General features: G+C 65.1%; 14 protein-coding genes and 1 pseudogene. 7 read left to right on the plus strand and 8 right to left on the minus strand.

The window, feature by feature from the left end; genetic code table 11:
• Positions 1-7 precede the first annotated feature (7 nt).
• On the minus strand, positions 8-931 hold the full coding sequence (locus tag P6U29_RS37140) for an N-carbamoyl-D-amino-acid hydrolase (RefSeq protein WP_407119538.1): 924 nt from the start codon (positions 929-931) through the stop codon (positions 8-10).
• Between the two features lie 183 nt (positions 932-1114).
• Between P6U29_RS37140 and P6U29_RS37145 the strand changes: the two genes are divergently transcribed.
• A complete protein-coding gene (locus P6U29_RS37145) occupies positions 1115-2041 on the plus strand; it encodes a LysR family transcriptional regulator (protein WP_407115082.1) in 927 nt (308 codons plus the stop codon).
• Between the two features lie 27 nt (positions 2042-2068).
• A complete protein-coding gene (locus P6U29_RS37150) occupies positions 2069-2782 on the plus strand; it encodes a type 1 glutamine amidotransferase (protein WP_407115083.1) in 714 nt (237 codons plus the stop codon).
• 187 nt (positions 2783-2969) lie between these two features.
• Here the strand turns inward: P6U29_RS37150 and P6U29_RS37155 are convergent, their stop codons facing one another.
• The 7 genes from P6U29_RS37155 to P6U29_RS37185 form a co-directional block, all read right to left on the minus strand.
• Positions 2970-3437, minus strand: coding sequence for a DUF1348 family protein (locus tag P6U29_RS37155; protein WP_407115084.1), 468 nt, complete (start codon positions 3435-3437; stop codon positions 2970-2972).
• Positions 3438-3516: 79 nt separating this feature from the next.
• On the minus strand, positions 3517-3966 hold the full coding sequence (gene ybgC, locus P6U29_RS37160; protein ID WP_407115085.1) for a tol-pal system-associated acyl-CoA thioesterase: 450 nt from the start codon (positions 3964-3966) through the stop codon (positions 3517-3519).
• A 70-nt stretch (positions 3967-4036) separates the two neighbouring features.
• Entirely contained in the window at positions 4037-4954 is a 918-nt protein-coding gene (locus P6U29_RS37165) for a metallophosphoesterase (RefSeq protein WP_407115086.1), read from the minus strand.
• Between the two features lie 129 nt (positions 4955-5083).
• A complete protein-coding gene (gene ruvB, locus P6U29_RS37170; RefSeq protein ID WP_407119539.1) occupies positions 5084-6115 on the minus strand; it encodes a Holliday junction branch migration DNA helicase RuvB in 1032 nt (343 codons plus the stop codon).
• 20 nt (positions 6116-6135) lie between these two features.
• Entirely contained in the window at positions 6136-6753 is a 618-nt protein-coding gene (gene ruvA, locus P6U29_RS37175) for a Holliday junction branch migration protein RuvA (RefSeq protein ID WP_407115087.1), read from the minus strand.
• Positions 6750-7277, minus strand: a complete 528-nt coding sequence (gene ruvC, locus P6U29_RS37180) for a crossover junction endodeoxyribonuclease RuvC (RefSeq protein WP_407115088.1) — start codon at positions 7275-7277, stop codon at positions 6750-6752. Before ruvC ends, ruvA begins: the two co-directional genes overlap by 4 nt.
• A 201-nt stretch (positions 7278-7478) precedes the next feature.
• Entirely contained in the window at positions 7479-8225 is a 747-nt protein-coding gene (locus P6U29_RS37185; RefSeq protein ID WP_407115089.1) for a YebC/PmpR family DNA-binding transcriptional regulator, read from the minus strand.
• 219 nt (positions 8226-8444) lie between these two features.
• On the opposite strand from P6U29_RS37185, the pseudogene P6U29_RS37190 reads away from it, so the two are divergent.
• The 5 genes and pseudogenes from P6U29_RS37190 to P6U29_RS37210 all read left to right on the plus strand — a co-directional run bounded on the left by P6U29_RS37190 (position 8445) and on the right by P6U29_RS37210 (position 16489).
• Positions 8445-10194: pseudogene (locus P6U29_RS37190) on the plus strand (methyl-accepting chemotaxis protein).
• Between the two features lie 141 nt (positions 10195-10335).
• Complete coding sequence (locus tag P6U29_RS37195; RefSeq protein WP_407115090.1) at positions 10336-11760, plus strand: methyl-accepting chemotaxis protein; 1425 nt, start codon at positions 10336-10338, stop codon at positions 11758-11760.
• Positions 11761-12507: 747 nt separating this feature from the next.
• Entirely contained in the window at positions 12508-12972 is a 465-nt protein-coding gene (locus P6U29_RS37200; protein ID WP_407115091.1) for a (2Fe-2S)-binding protein, read from the plus strand.
• Positions 12973-12980: 8 nt separating this feature from the next.
• Positions 12981-15149: a molybdopterin cofactor-binding domain-containing protein gene (locus tag P6U29_RS37205; protein WP_407115092.1), complete on the plus strand. Its 2169-nt coding sequence runs from the start codon at positions 12981-12983 to the stop codon at positions 15147-15149.
• Positions 15146-16489 (plus strand): c-type cytochrome, encoded by a 1344-nt coding sequence (locus tag P6U29_RS37210; RefSeq protein WP_407115093.1) that lies wholly within the window; start codon positions 15146-15148, stop codon positions 16487-16489. Before P6U29_RS37205 ends, P6U29_RS37210 begins: the two co-directional genes overlap by 4 nt.
• Positions 16490-16524 lie beyond the last annotated feature (35 nt).

Below are 16524 nucleotides of genomic sequence, written 5' to 3' on the forward strand. Positions count from 1 at the left end.
CACCTGCTCAGTCGGCGTCGAGAACGGCCGGCTCGATCACGCCGGCGCGTTCGGTGATCACCCTGTATTGCTCGGGCCGCCGGTGGGCGGCGAAGTTGAACATCTTGTCCTTGCCCTGGCGGCAGAGATCGAGATCGATGTCGGCGACGATCACCTCGTCGGCCAGCGTCTGCGCCTGCGCGACGATGCGCCCGTTGGGATCGACGATGCAGGAGCCGCCGATGAGCCCGGAGCCATCCTCCTCGCCCGCCTTCGCCACCGAAATCGCCCAGGTCGCGTTCATGTAGGCATTGGCCTGCGTCACCAGCGTCGAATGGAAGGTGCGCAAGGCTCCGTCTTCCGTCGTACCGCCATTGGGATCATACGCCGCCGAATTGTAGCCGATGCAGACGAGCTCGACGCCTTGCAGGCCGAGCACGCGCCAGGATTCCGGCCAGCGGCGATCGTTGCAGATCATCATGCCCATGATGGCGTGGGCCCACGCCGACCCGGCGCGGAATGCGGGGAAGCCGAGGTCACCATATTCAAAGTAGCGCTTCTCGAGCTGCTGATAGCGCGCGCCCGGCCGCGGCTCGACCGAGCCCGGCAAATGCACCTTGCGATAGCGGCCGAGAATCTCGCCGTCGCGATCGACCAGGATAGAGCAGTTGTAGCGCCGACCGTCCGGCGTCAGCTCGGCATAACCGACATAGAAGCCGACACGGAGCCGACGTGCGCGGTCGAACAGCTTTGCTACCGCTGGGTTCGGCATGCTGCGCTCGAAATACCGGTCGAGCGCCTCGCCTTCGAGCAGCCAGCGCGGGAAGAAGGTGGTGAAGGCAAGCTCCGGAAATACCACGAGGCTGGCGCCACGACCGGCGGCCTCCTCCAAAAGCGCAAGCATCCGCGCCAGCGTATGCTCGCGCGAATCTGCTTTTTGCGTCGGCCCCATCTGGGCGGCGGCGGCGCGAAGGACACGAACCAAGATTGCCTCCAATCTGTGCGCATGCTGCCTCAATGGGCGAATGAACCCATTGATGCGACGCGCAAATCCGCTTCCATTACGAGTGAGCGGGGCTGCAAAATCAATTCGCTCTGCTATGATCTTTTGGCCCTGACTATAACCGGCAGTGATATGAACCTGCGTCAGCTCGAGATTCTCCGTGCCGTGATCCGCCACCGCACCACGGTTGCGGCGGCGGACGAACTGGCGCTGTCGCAGCCCGCGGTCAGCAATGCGCTGAAGATAATGGAAGCGCAGGCAGGCTTCGCGCTGTTCGAGCGCGTCAACAACAGGCTGTTTCCGACCGCGGAAGCGATGGCGCTCTACAAGGAGAGCGAGGCGATCTTCGCGCTGCACGCCAAGCTCGAGAACCGCGTGCGCGATCTACGCGAGAACCGCTCCGGGCATCTTGCCATCGTGGCGACGCCGCCGCTCGCCTACAGCATCATTCCCTCCGCGCTGTCCGGCTTTTTGCGCCGCCGCCCCGAGACGCGCATGTTCTTCGACGTGCGCCGCTATGAGGGCATCATCGAGGGTGTGCTGAGCCGCGTCGCCGAGCTCGGCTTCGCGCTCGGGCTGACGCACCATCCAGGGATCGCGCATGAGGTGGTGCACACCGGCGAAATGGTCTGCGTGCTGCCGCCGCAGCACCCGCTCGCCGACCGGCCGGTCATCTCGGCCGCGGACCTGTCCGGCCTGCCCTTCATCGGGCTCGAGCGCGGCACGCGGCTTGGCGAAGCCGTGCGCGACAGTTTTGCCCGCGCCGGCGCGCCGTTCCAGCCGAGCGTCGAGGTGCGTTATTGCAACACGGCCTGCGTGCTCGCTGCCGCCGGCGTCGGCGCCGCGGTGGTCGATCCGTTCTCGCCGCGGCAGAACGGCGGCAGCGGCCTCGTCGTCCGTCCGTTCATACCGACGACGCAGGCGGTCGCCTATATGCTATGGTCGGAAGCCGAACCGCTGTCGCGTCTGGCGAAGGCCTTTCTCAACGAGGTCCGCAAGGAGAGCGCACTGCTGGAGCGCACAGCGTCACACCAGCAACATGGGGCAGAAAGCAACTAAGCTTCGCAACCTTTTACCCGGGGGCACATGGCACGCATCACCATCATCGAGACCGGGCGGGTCCCACAAAAATATCGCGAGCAGCACGGCTCGTTTCCGGACATGTTCGAACGGATGATCCGCACCGAGGATCCGACGGCGACGGTCGAGGTCATCAGCATCCCCAACGGCGATGCGCTTCCCGATCCTGGCAAGCTCGAGGCCGTCCTGATCACCGGCGCGGCCGCCGGCGTCTATGACGGGCTCCACTGGATCGCGCCGCTCGAGGACTTCGTCCGCAAAGCCTACGCCAACAAGACGCCGATGGTCGGCGTCTGCTTCGGCCATCAGCTGATCGCGCAGGCGCTCGGCGGCACCGTGCGCAAATCCGAGAAAGGCTGGGGCATCGGCCGCCACGTCTATCAGGTGCTGTCGGAGAACGGCGTCGTCGACGGCGAAGCGGTCGCGATCGCCGCCTCGCATCAGGATCAGGTGATCGAGCCGCCAAACGACGCGCTGACGATCCTCTCGTCCAACTTCACCCCGCATGCCGGCCTGCTCTATGCCAACGGCGCGACGTTGACAGTGCAGCCGCATCCGGAATTCGACGTCGAGTTTGCGCAAGTGTGTTGCGATCTTCGTGACGGCAAGGCGCCGGAGGATGTCGTTGCCACGGCAAGGGCGTCACTGGCCGAGCCGCTGGACAACGCGAAGCTCGGCGGGGCGATTACGCGATTCTTGACGAAGCGCGCGGCCACTTGATTCAGTGCTCGCCGCACGCATCTCTTCCCTTCTCCCCTTGTGGGAGAAGATGGCGCGAAGCGCCGGATGAGGGGTTCTATCCACTTGCTGGACTGCTCGTGAGGATAGAGACCCCTCACCCGCCGAATTTCGCTCGGCACCCTCTCCCACAAGGGAAGAGGGTGAAGCAGCGTCGCTTGCGGAAATATCAGAACGGATCCGTCCCCAGCCCCGGCACATCGGCCGGCCGCGGTCCCGGCGCCGCCCAGTGAAACCGGCGATCCTTCTCTGCAATCGCGATGTCGTTGATCGAAGCCTCGCGCCGCTTCATCAGACCGTGCTCGTCGAACTCCCACTGCTCGTTGCCGTAGGAGCGGTACCACTGGCCGCTCGAGTCGTGCCATTCGTACTGGAAGCGCACGGCAATGCGGTTGCCGTCGAAGGCCCAGAGATCCTTGATCAGGCGGTAGTCCTGCTCCTTCTCCCATTTGCGGGTGAGGAAGGCGACGATGGCTTCGCGGCCCTGAAAAACTTCCGAACGATTGCGCCAGCGGCTGTCCTCGGTATAGGCGAGTGAGACGCGCACCGGATCGCGTGAATTCCAGGCGTCCTCGGCCATGCGGGCCTTTTGCGCGGCGGTCTCGCGGGTGAAGGGTGGAAGCGGCGGGCGCGACATGATGGCCTCATCGGTTGATCGGGCCGGCGAATTTATCGCCGCAGCTGGCGGAGTCGATAGGCCGTCACAAATCAGGCGATCACGAAATCAAATCGGCTTTCATCAGCGTGCGGATCGACTTTGGGATAGGCTGGGCGCGACCGCCGCTGATGAAGGCAACGCGGACCTCGGCTTTCACCAGCACGTCGTCGCCGCGCCGCACCTCCTGCGCCAGCATGATGGAGGCGCCCTTCACCGCGATCGGCCAAGTCACAACATCGAGCACGTCGTCCATCCGCGCGGGCTTCAAAAAGTCCAGATGCATCGAGCGCACCACGAAGGCGAAGCCGGCGCCTTCCGCCTCGGTCTGCTCGAACAGCGCCTGCTGCTCGGCGCCCATCAGCCTGAGATGATTGGTGCGTCCGCGTTCCATGTAGCGCAGATAATTGGCGTGATAGACGATGCCGGAAAAATCCGTGTCCTCGTAGTAGACACGGACCTGCATGTGGTGGCGGCCGTCGCGGATCTCGCCGTCGAGATGAGCTGTCACGTCGCGAGCCTCTTCGCTTGTCGGTAACCGGCCCGTTTTGCGCAAAAACAACGGACCACGCAAGCGTGGGTTACACCACCAAAGGCCCTCGCCCCAGCGTCACCTCCACGATCTCCGGCGGCACGCCGACGCGGAGCGGCATGATGCTGCAACCGAGGCCGCCGGAGATGATGACGTCGCATTTCAGCCTGACATGACCATAGGCAAGCCGGACGCCATGCTGCTTTGGGACGGCCGGCGACCAGCCGAGCAGGCGGACTTGCCCGCCATGGGTGTGGCCGGACAGTTGCAGCGCAACGCGCGCGGGCACGCGCGGCGCGATGTTGGGCTCGTGGGCGAGCAGGATCACGGGCGCATCGTCGGTGACCTTGGCGAGCGTCGCATTGAGATCGTCGGCACCGAAGCGCCCCGTGCTCCGGAAGCGCCGCGCCGGCAGGAAGGCGAGCTGATCGCCGAGGCCGGCGAGCCAAAACGGGCGACCGTCCTTGCTGAGGCGCACGACATCGTTCTCGTAGACGGGGATGCCGGCCGCCTCCAGCGCACGATGCGCGACGGTCGCCCCCTGCCCGGCCCGCTGCACCGTCCTGTCATCCCAATAATCGTGGTTGCCCATGACGGCATGGACGCCGAGCGGCGCCTTGAGGCCCGCCAGCACCCTCGCCCATTCGCTCGACGGGATGATGCGCGTGACCTGATGCAGGCCGGCGACATAATCGCCGAGCAGCACGATGAGGTCGGCGTTCAGCGCGTTGGTGCGGTCGACGATGGCCTCGATCCGGTCCAGCGGCATCCAGGGATCGCAGGCATGGATGTCGGCGATGACGGCGATCTTCAGCGGAAGATCCGCCGGCCATTGCCGCGGCGTTGGATGATAGCGGGTGACGCGGAGCCGCAGCATCGGCTCGACGCCGACGCCATAAGCCGCGGTCGAGACGCCGAGGGCGGACAGGCCGCCGATGGAACGGATGAGATGACGGCGCGTGATCATGGAAGCTCGCTGGTGATGCGGCGTCTTGATGATATCCGATTGGAGCGGAATTGGGGTGCGTTCGTGCAGATCGTCTGCACGAGATTACCGGAAATTCATCAAAGCCGGAACAGCGACCGTTTCAGCAGATCACTCGTCGCTGTCATCCGTGCCGAACAGGCCGAACTGCGCCGCATCGCGCGAGGGTTCGGCGATGCCGAGATGACGGAAGGCGTGCGAGGTCAGCAGGCGGCCGCGCGGCGTGCGCTGCAGATAGCCGCACTGGATCAGATAGGGCTCGATTATATCCTCGATGGCATCGCGCGGCTCCGACAAGGCCGCGGCCATGGTCTCGACGCCGACCGGGCCGCCGCCATAGTTCATCGCGATGGTGGTGAGATAGCGGCGGTCCATGGCGTCGAGCCCTGCGGCATCGACCTCGAGCGCACTCAGCGCGTGGTCGGCGATCTTGCGGTCAATCTTGTCGGCATCGGCCGCGGAGGCGAAATCGCGCACACGGCGGAGCAGACGCCCGGCGATGCGCGGCGTGCCGCGGGCCCGGCGCGCGATCTCGTTGGCGCCATCCGCGCTCATGCCGACATTGAGCACACGCGCGCCGCGGCTGACGATGCTCTCCAATTCCTCGATCGTGTAGAAATTGAGCCGGACCGGAATGCCGAAACGATCGCGCAAGGGATTGGTGAGAAGGCCGGCGCGCGTGGTGGCGCCGACGAGGGTGAATTTCGACAGCTCGATCTTCACCGATCGCGCCGCCGGGCCCTCGCCGATGATGAGGTCGAGCTGGAAATCCTCCATCGCGGGATAGAGCACCTCTTCCACCGCCGGGCTGAGGCGATGGATCTCGTCGATGAAGAGCACGTCGCGCTCTTCGAGATTGGTGAGGAGCGCGGCGAGATCGCCGGCCTTGGCGATCACCGGGCCCGAGGTCGCGCGAAAGCCGACGCCGAGCTCCTTGGCGACGATCTGCGCCAGCGTGGTCTTGCCGAGGCCGGGCGGGCCGACGAATAGCACATGATCCAGCGCCTCGCCGCGCTTGCGCGCGGCTTCGATGAAGATCGAGAGGTTCTTGCGCGCCTGCTGCTGGCCGACGAAGTCGGACAGCGACTGCGGACGCAGCGCGGTGTCGCCGACATCGTCGCTGCGGCGCTCGGGCGAGACCATGCGGCTGGCCTTGGGATCGCTCACTTCGCCAATTCCTTCAGGCCGAGGCGAATGAGCTGCGCCGTCTCGGCGTTCTCACCCGCGCTGCGCGAAGCCGACGCGATCGCGGCAGCGGCCTGCGGCTGGCCGTAGCCGAGATTGACCAGCGCGGAGATCGCATCCGCCACCGGGCGCGGCGCGCGCTGGTCGTCGACAGCGCCGGAGAGATGCACGACGGCCGGATCGACGTTGGCGAAGGCCGGCGCCTTGTCCTTCAATTCGGTGACGATGCGCTCGGCGACCTTGGGACCGACGCCGGGCGTGCGCGATACCGCGGCCTTGTCGCGCAGCGCAATGGCGTTGGCGAGATCGGAAGGCTGTAGCGTGCCGAGCACCGCGAGCGCGACCTTGGCGCCGACGCCCTGCACGGTCTGAAGCAGGCGAAACCATTCGCGCTCCTGGTCGGTACGAAAGCCGAACAGTTTTATCTGGTCCTCGCGGACGTAAGTCTCGATCGACAGCACGGCGGCCTCGCCCGGCGACGGCAGATGCTGCAGCGTGCGCGACGAGCAATGCACCTGATAGCCGACGCCGCCGACGTCGAGGATGACAAAATCCTCGCCGTAGGAATCGATCAGGCCCTTGAGCTTGCCGATCATATCCCAGCTACCTTCAGCCTGAGCGCGGTGCTCTGGCGGTGATGGGCGTGGGTGATGGCGATGGCGAGTGCGTCGGCAGCATCAGCGGACGGCGGCTCGGCTTTCGGCAGCAATATCTTCAGCATCATCGCGATCTGTTGCTTGTCGGCGTGGCCGGCGCCGACCACCGTCTTCTTGACCTGGTTGGGCGCGTATTCGGCAACACTGATGCCGAACATTGCCGGCGCCAGCATGGCAACCCCGCGGGCCTGGCCGAGCTTCAGCGTCGCGACGCCGTCCTTGTTGACGAAAGTCTGCTCGACTGCGGCTTCGATCGGCTGGTGGCTGGAGAGGACGGACGCGAGCCCTTCGTGGATCGCGAGCAGCCGGCCCGACAAGGGCAGATCGTCCGGCGGTTCCACCGAGCCGCAGGCGATGTAGATCAGGCGATTGCCCTCAGCCTCGATAACGCCCCAGCCGGTGCGGCGCAGGCCGGGGTCGATGCCGATGATGCGAACGGGGCCACGAATCGGGAGCTCAGTCATGGGCCAGTGATAGCGGCTGGCCGGACTGAGGGAAACAGAAACAGAACGGAAGTCCCCGGCTCTTATGCCCCGGGCGCAGCGCGGCACGCAGTGATGTGCTGATGAACCGGGGCCCATATCGCCGCCAGCGCTTGAGGCACCGTGGGTCCCGGCTCTGCGTCGCACCGCTTCGCGCTGCACCGCGTCCGGGACATGCAAGCCCTACCCGCCCATCTTCGCCATCAGCGCGTCCGACACCTCGAAATTGGCGTAGACGTTCTGGACATCGTCGTGCTCGTTGAGCAAGTCCATTAGCTTCAAGAGCTTCTCGCCGGTCTCGTCGTCGACCGCGACCGTGTTCTGCGGTTTCCAGATCAAAGCGGCCTTGCGCGGCTCGCCGAACTTGGCTTCGAGCGCCTTGGCGACGTCGCGATAGCTTTCGGTGGAGGCGTAGATCTCGTGGCCGCCCTCGCCGGAAACGACGTCGTCTGCGCCGGCCTCGATCGCGGCGTCCAGCACCGCGTCGTCGGAGGCGACGCTGCGGTCGTATTCGATGACGCCGGTGCGGTCGAACATGAAGGACACCGAGCCGGTTTCACCGAGATTGCCGCCGGACTTGGTGAAGAAGGAGCGGATGTCAGAGGCGGCGCGGTTGCGGTTGTCGGTCAGCGCCTCGACGATGACGGCAACGCCGCCGGGCCCGTAGCCCTCATAGCGGATCTCGTCATAGTTCTCGCCCTCGCTGCCGATCGCCTTTTTGATGGCGCGCTCGATATTATCCTTCGGCATGTTCTCCTGGCGCGCCGCGATCACGGCGGCACGCAGGCGCGGGTTCATGGCGGGGTCGGGGGTGCCCAGTTTGGCGGCCACGGTGATTTCCCGCGCCAGCTTGCCGAAGATCTTCGACTTCTGGGCATCCTGCCGCCCCTTGCGGTGCATGATGTTCTTGAATTGGGAATGTCCGGCCATGCGTGGTCTCTTAAGGAATCGTCAGCCAATGGTGAGCGTGGGAAGCGCGGCCTTATAGGCTGCCAACCCACCGGAATCAAAGGGCTCTGGTTGCCTTAAGGTAGCACTGTAGAGGTAGCCGCCGTAATGGCCCGTGCCTAGAGGTCGGGCAACGTTAACCCTGATTTCATTCCGGCTTGCGAAAATAGCGTCCGCCCGTTCCCCGACAAGAGAGACGTGATGGCGTTCGGACTATTTCGGAGGCGTCTGCCTGACATGGCCGCGCCTGTGGCAGCTCCGCAGGCCGCGCAGCCGGTGGCCAATTCCGAGCCCGCCCCGGCTCCTGAGGGCAATTCCGCCAGGGAAGTCCTGGAACTGCTGGAACTCGAGCTCGGCGCTATGATTCGCCAGCTCGAACGTGCCGCCAATTCCGTGGCCGGCGGCGCCGAGGCGACCGCCGCGACGCTTACCGCCATTCGCGACCGCACCGACGCCCTGACCGGCCGCACCAATGCGGCGCAGTCGACCGCCTCCACCTTCGCCCATGCCGCCGACAAGTTCACCCAGTCCGCGCAAGGCATCGGCGCGCAGGTCCGCGAAGCCGGCAAGCTCGCCGACGAGGCCAGTGCCGCGGCGCAGGAAGCGCGCGCCAATGTCGACCGCTTGCGCGAATCCTCCGCCGCCATCGGCAATGTCGTCAATCTGATCGCGCAGATCGCGCGGCAGACCACGCTGCTCGCGCTCAACTCGACCATCGAGGCCGCGCGCGCGGGCGATGCGGGAAAGGGTTTTGCGGTCGTCGCCACGGAGGTCAAGGCCCTCGCGGTGCAGACCCAGAGCGCGACGGAAGAGATCACAAAGAAGATCGACGCGCTGCAGCGCGACGCCGCCGGCTCTGCGGACGCGGTGCATCGCATCTCGCTGGCGATCGAGGCGATCCGCCCGGTGTTCGACACCGTCAACGGCGCGGTCGCCGAGCAGAATGCCACCACGAGCGAAGTCTCCGGCAACGCCGCCAGCGCCTCGGAGTTCATCATCTCGGTCGGTGAGAGCGCGGCCGAGATCGATGCCGCGACCAAGGCGGCCGAGACCCACGGCGAGAGCGTCACCAGTGCCGGCAAAGCCGTCACCACTTTTGCTCAGAAGCTGAAATCGCGCTGCGCCGTGCTGCTGCGCCAGAGCGAACACGACGACCGCCGCAAGACCGAGCGGCTGCCCTGTCACCTCAACTTCGCGACCTCGCGCGGCGTGATGCCGGTCTATGAGATCGCGATGGAAGGCGTGCTGATTGGCGGCCCGGACGCAGGCCGGCTTGCACCGCAGGCGATGATCGAAGGTAGCCTCGAAGACATTGGCGCCTGCCGCCTGCGCGTGGTCGAGCAATCCAAGGCCGGCGCCCGCGCGCAATTCGTTGGCCCCAACGCCGCCCTCAACGAGAAGATCGAGGACAAGCTCTGGTCGATCCATGAGGAGAACGCGGAGTTCGTCACCCGTGCCATGGAGGCGGGCAATGCGCTGACGAAAATATTCGAGCAGGCGGTTGCGCGCGGCGAGGTCAAGATGGAGGACCTCTTCGACACCGACTACGTGGAGATTACCGGCACCAATCCGCAGCAATACCGCACGCGCTATCTGGACTGGGCCGACCGCGCGCTGCCGCCGTTCCAGGAAGCCTTTCTCGCCAAGGACCCGCGGATGGCGTTCTGCGCCTTGGTCGACGGCAACGGCTTCCTGCCGGTGCACAACAAGATCTATTCGCATCCGCAGCGGCCGGGCGACGTCGCCTGGAACACCGCCAACAGCCGCAATCGGCGCATCTTCAACGATCCGGCGGGGTTGGCTGCCGCACGCAACCTGCGCTCGTACCTGGTCCAGAGCTATGCCCGCGACATGGGCAACGGGAACACGGTGATGATGCGCGAGATCGACGTGCCGATCCGCGTCAAGGGGACGGCACTGGGGCGGATTCCGCACGGCTTACAAGCTGTAGTGCCCGCTCTCGTGCACTCTTGGGCAAGACGCCGAGCGCGAATCATCCTCTAAGATCGAGCGAATCATCCTCTAAGATCGAGATTGGAATGGGAATGCCGCCGAGAGCCGATCACCGGTTCTGACTGGAGAAAGCGCGTACATGTCCCTGGCACAACTTGCAGTACTGGACACCGCATCCAACCGGACTCTCGCCGAACGCCTGATCGACCAGCTCGCTGACCGCATCGGCGGTCTCGGCGTCGAGCTCGCCGACATCGCCGGCAACGTCCAGGAAGTGGCGAACCGCGTCGCCAACCAGTCGGAACGATTCCAAAATCTCCAGAAGACAGCGGAGACGATGGTCTCGGCCAACCACGACATCGCCAATGCATCGCAGGCGGTGCAGACGACGACGTCCGCCGCGGTCGGCGAGATCGCGCAGTCGCGCAGCGCGGTCGATACCGCCGTCAGCCATATCTCCGAACTGGTCGCGGCCGTAGAGCGGATCGAGGCGCGCCTCAGCGCGGTGGGCTCGGCGCTGGCGCAGGTGGCAAGGGTATCAGGCTCGATCGAGGCGATCGCGAAGCAGACCAACCTGCTGGCGCTCAACGCAACCATCGAAGCAGCCCGCGCCGGCAATGCCGGCCGCGGTTTTGCCGTGGTCGCGAGCGAGGTGAAGAACCTCGCGGAAGCCACCCGCCAGGCCACGCATCAGATCTCCGACACCGTGCGCGATCTCGACGGTCAGATCGAAGGCCTGATCGGCGAAAGCAGCGACGCCTCGCAGCGCGCCAAGACCGCCGGCGAAGGCGCCCAGCAGATCTCCGGCATCATCTCGCGCGTCCAGCAGGGCTTTGCCTCCGTGGAAGCGGAGATCGACAGCGTCGCGCGCGCAGCGACGTCCAATCTCGGACACTGCGACACCGTCATCAGCGAGCTCAACGAACTCGCAAAAGGCGTCGACCTCTCCTCGCGCGATCTCAGAATCGCCGACCAGCGGGTGGCGAAGCTGCTCGACACCTCCGAAGGCCTGATCGCGCTGATCGCCGACAGCGGCGTGGAGACGTCGGATGTGCCGCTGATCCGTGTCGTCGTCGAGACGGCCAAGCGGATCTCCGCCGAGTTCGAAGCTGCGATCGATCGCGGCGACATCACGCTCGACCATCTCATGGACGAGAACTATCGCGAGATCCCCGGCACCGATCCGAAGCAATACCTCACCAATTACGTCGAGTTCACCGATCGCGTGCTGCCCGCGATCCAGGACCCGATTCAGAAATCCGATCCCCGCATCGTATTCTGCGTCGCCTGGGCCAGGGGCGGGTACCTGCCGACCCACAATCCGAACTACCGCTTGCCGCAAGGCAAAGATCCGGTCTGGAATAACGCCAATTGCCGCAACCGCCGCCTGTTCACCGACCGCGCGGTGAAGAAGGTCGCGGCCAACACCAAACCGTTCCTGCTGCAGACCTATCGCCGCGACATGGGCGGCGGGCAGTTCGTGCTGATGAAGGACCTGTCCTCGCCGATCATGGTCCGCGGCAGGCACTGGGGCGCCTTCCGCATGGGTTTTCGGCAGGGCTGACGGGCGTCGCGACAGCGTTTCCGGCTCCCCAAAATAAAAAGCTCGAAAACAACCCCATGCACAGTAGCCGGGGTGTGCGGAATCAATGGCTTGGGCGCCGGGTCAACGCTATCGGCTGGGCGTGGTTCACCTCTCCCCGACGACGGGGAGAGGTCGGATTGCTCTCGGCGATGCGAAGCATCGTCCGGTGCAATCCGGGTGAGGGACCGCAGCACTGGGTGAGACCTAGACCCCTCACCCGGATCGCATCTTCGATGCGATCCGACCTCTCCCTTTGGGAGAGGTGTTTCGAGTGCTGGGTGCACACCGATGCACCAACAGTTGCACCGTCGAGCAAAACAGGAGCACTATGGCATCATCGGGCGCGGTGGCCTTCGCTGCGCATGTCCGGTCGCTGATCCCTGTCAGACGTACCGCACTCGCCACCGCACCACTCTCGATCGTCCGATTTTCCCAATCGCACGGATTTCGTCATCGCATGATTTTGCGCATTCGCACGACGATCTGCGACGTTTGGCGGCGCGCGCGACGAAAATGCGTCAAAACATGACGATTATCATATCAAATAGCCTATAATCGCTGCAGCGATCGCCGCACAAATTCGTGAATGTCATGGTCTGCCGCTTCAACCGCGCAAATATGCATTGCTGCGAATTTGGAAGCTTCATCGTTTCGCATCGGTATGATTAGGGTCGCGCGAAAAATTCGACGCGATCGCCGCAAGCGTCGTCGAGCAGGGGAATGCATATGGCAACGACACTCACCATCAACGGCCAGACAAAATCCTTCGACGCACCACCTGACATGCCGTTGCTGTGGGTGCTGCGTGACGTCCTCGGCATGACCGGCACCAAGTTCGGCTGCGGCATCGCGCAATGCGGCGCCTGCACGGTGCATGTCGACGGCAAGGCCGTGCGCTCCTGCGTGCTGCCGGTGAGCGCGGTCGCGAACCGCGCCATTATCACCATCGAACATGTCGGCAGCACGCCTGCGGGCGCCAAGGTGCAGAAGGCCTGGCTCGAGGCCGAAGTGGTCCAGTGCGGTTACTGCCAGTCCGGCCAGATAATGGCAGCTGCCGCGCTGCTGGCGGCAACGCCCAATCCTGACGATTCCGACATCGATGCTGCGATGGCCGGCAACATCTGCCGCTGCGGCACCTATGTGCGCATCCGCGAGGCCATCAAGCAGGCCGCCAACGGCCGTCAGTCGTGAGGCCTGCCATGAATGCACATCACAGCGTCACCCGTCGCGCGTTGCTGACCGGCGGTCTCGCAGGCGGCTTCCTGCTCGCCTTCCATCTGCCGCTGCGCGCCGCCGTGAACGAGCCGGTGCAGCCGCGCGACAGTACCGAGGGCAGGTTCGCGCCCAACGCGTTCATCCGCATCGACGAAACCGGCCGCACCGTGCTGATCATGCCGCAGGTCGAGATGGGCCAGGGCACCTATACCTCGATCTCGGCCGTGCTCGCCGAAGAGTTGGATGCCGACTGGAGCAAGGTCGAGGTCCAGCACGCCCCGCCGAACGACAAGCTCTACGGCAATCCGACCTTCGGCCTGCAAGTCACCGGCAATTCCAACTCGATCCGCGCCTGGTGGCTGCCGCTGCGCAAGGCCGGCGCCACCGCGCGCGCGATGCTGGTGCAGGCCGCAGCCGCCCAATGGGGTGTCGAGCCTGCGAGCTGCAGCGCGTCGAAGGGCGAGGTCGCGCATGAAGCCAGCGGCCGTAAGCTCGGCTATGGCGAACTGGCGCTTGCCGCGCAGGGCCAGACGCCCCCGAAAGACGTCGCAATCAAGGATCCCAAGGACTTCGTCCTCATCGGCCAACCGCTGAAGCGGCTCGATACGCCGGACAAGGTCAACGGCAAAGCTCTCTACGGCATCGACGCGATCCTCCCCGGCATGAAGATCGCGGCGATCGCCAATTGCCCGGTATTCGGTGGCAAGGTCGGCAAGGTCGACGACAGTGCCGCGACGAAAGTCGCGGGCGTGCGCAAGGTCGTCATACTCGACGACGCAGTCGCCGTGATCGGTGATCACATGTGGGCGGCAAAGAAAGGTCTCGAAGCGCTCAAGATCGAGTGGAACGAGGGACCCAACGCGAAGATCACCACGAAAGATATCTGGGACGATCTGCGCAAGGCCAGCCAGAACGACGGTGTGGTCGCAAAGTCCGACGGCGACATCGGCAAGGCGCTCGCCAGCGGCGACAAGTTTGAGGCGGCTTACGAGCTGCCGTTCCTGGCGCACGCGTCGATGGAGCCCATCAACGCCACGGTGCACGTGAAGCCCGACTCCTGCGAGATCTGGACCGGCACGCAGATCATGACGCGTGTGCAGTCCGAAGCGGCGAAGGCCGCGGGCCTCCCCGTCGACAAGGTGATCGTCAACAACCATCTGCTCGGCGGCGGCTTCGGCCGCAAGCTCGAGCCGGACATGGTTGTCGCCGCGGTGAAGATCGCAAAACAGGTCGACTACCCCGTGAAGGTGGTGTGGACCCGCGAGGAGGACATCCAGCACGACGTCTACCGCCCGGTCTATCGCGACCAGATCACGGCGTCGCTGGTCGACGGCAAGGTCGCGGGGTGGAAGTACAAGGTCGCCGGCTCCGCCGTGCTGGCGCGCTGGCTGCCGCCGGCGTTCCAGAAGGGCATCGACATCGACGCGGTCGATGCCGCGGTGGATGCACCTTACGAATTCGCCAATTTCCACGTCGAATATGTCCGTGCCGAGCCGTTATCGGTCCCGACAGGCTTCTGGCGCGGCGTCGGCCCGAACAACAACGTGTTCGCGGTCGAATGCGCGATGGACGAGCTCGCGCGCAAGGCGGGCAAGGACCCGATCGAATTCCGCAAGTCCATGCTGACCAAGAACCCGCGCATGCTGGCGGTGCTCAATCAGGTCGCGGAGAAATCCGGCTGGGGCCAACCGCTGCCTCCGCGCGTCGGCCGCGGCGTCTGCGTGCAGCCGTCATTCGCGAGCTTCATTGCGACCGTCGTGGAGGCCGAGATCGACGACATCGGCGAGATCACGCTCCGCCGCGTCACCTCGGTGGTCGACACCGGTATCGCGGTCAACCCTGACACGGTGAAGGCGCAGATCGAGGGCGGGCTGATCTTCGGCCTCACCGCCGCGCTCTATGGCGAGATCACCATCGACAAGGGCCGCGTGCAGCAGTCGAACTTCCACGACTACCGCATGATGCGCATCAACGAGACGCCGAAGATCGAGGTGATCGTCGTGAAGAGCGGCGAGGCGCCCGGCGGCATCGGTGAGGCCGGCGTCAATGCCGGACCACCGGCGTTGCGCAACGCGATACTTGCCGCAACCGGCGTGGCGCTGCGGCGCCTGCGAATTGATCGGACACTGCTGGCTGCGGGGAAGAAGGCATGAGCGGCAAGATGCGTATCCTCACGAGCCTGGTCGTGATCGCCATCGTCGCGGTGGCACTCGGCGTCTGGATCATCCGCGGGCCCGGCCCGCTCGATTTTACAGGCAGCACGAAAGTGGCGCTGGCGGACTACCGCGCCGGCAAGCCGACCGGCGTGCCCGCCAAGCTCGAGAAGGCAAGCCTGGTCGAACGCGGTGAGTATCTTGCGAAGGCCGCCGACTGCATGGTCTGCCACACCAAGCCGGGAGAGAAGGACTATTCCGGCGGGCTGGCCTTCAAGCTGCCGTTCGGCATGCTCTATTCGACCAACATCACGCCGGACAAGGATACCGGCATCGGCAATTACACCGACCAGGATTTCCTGAACGCGGTCCAGCACGGCAAGCGTCGTGACGGCGCGCGGCTCTATCCGGCGATGCCGTACACGTCCTACACGTTCATGACCGACGAGGACGTGCTGGCGGTGAAGGCCTATCTCTTCAGCCTGCCGGCGGTGCGCGCCAAGGCGCCCGACAACACGCTGTCGTTCCCGTTCAACCAGCGCTGGGCGATGATATTCTGGTCGGCGGTGTTCAATCCGGACACGCGCTTTGCACCGGATACATCGAAGAGCCCGGCATGGAATCGTGGTGCGTATCTCGCCGAGGCGCTGGCGCATTGCGGCGAGTGCCACACCCCGCGCAATCTCGGCTTCGCGCTGGACAACCGCAGGAAGTTCGCCGGCGCGATCACGGCAGGCTGGCGCGCCTTCAATATTTCTTCCGACAAGGCGACCGGTCTCGGCAATTGGAGCGACCAGGATCTGATCTCGTATCTGTCGCTCGGCCATGCACCGGGCCACGGCTCGGCCTCGGGTCCGATGGGCGAAGCGGTCGACCACAGCTTTAGCCAATTCGCCCCCGAAGACATCAGCAGCATCGTTGCCTACTTGCGCAGCGTGCCGCCGCAGCCCTCGCCCGACCTGCCCGCCACCACGGCGCCCGTTGCCCCCGCCTCGCATCGCGACGGCGTCACGGCGGACGCGCGCGGCAAGAAGGTGTTCGCCAGCGCCTGCGCCAGCTGCCACGGCTGGAGCGGCGAGAGCCCGGTCTCACCAATGGCGACGCTGACCGGCACCTGGGCCGTCAACGATCCCGCCGCCACCAACGTCGCGCAGATCGTGATCTCGGGTACGAAACGACACACGCCGGATGGTGCGCTGTCGATGCCGGCGTTCGGCAATGCATACACGAATGACGAGATCGCGGCGGTCGCGAATTATGTCACGGCGCGGTTCGGCGCGAAGGGCTCGAAGCTGACGGCGAAGGATATCGCTGAGTTGCGCGGGCAGACGGCGGAGTAGGTCTTCTCTTACCCTCCCCTGGAGGGGTCCGGGAC

The organism is Bradyrhizobium sp. LMG 9283 (assembly GCF_045571415.1).
GTDB lineage: Bacteria > Pseudomonadota > Alphaproteobacteria > Rhizobiales > Xanthobacteraceae > Bradyrhizobium.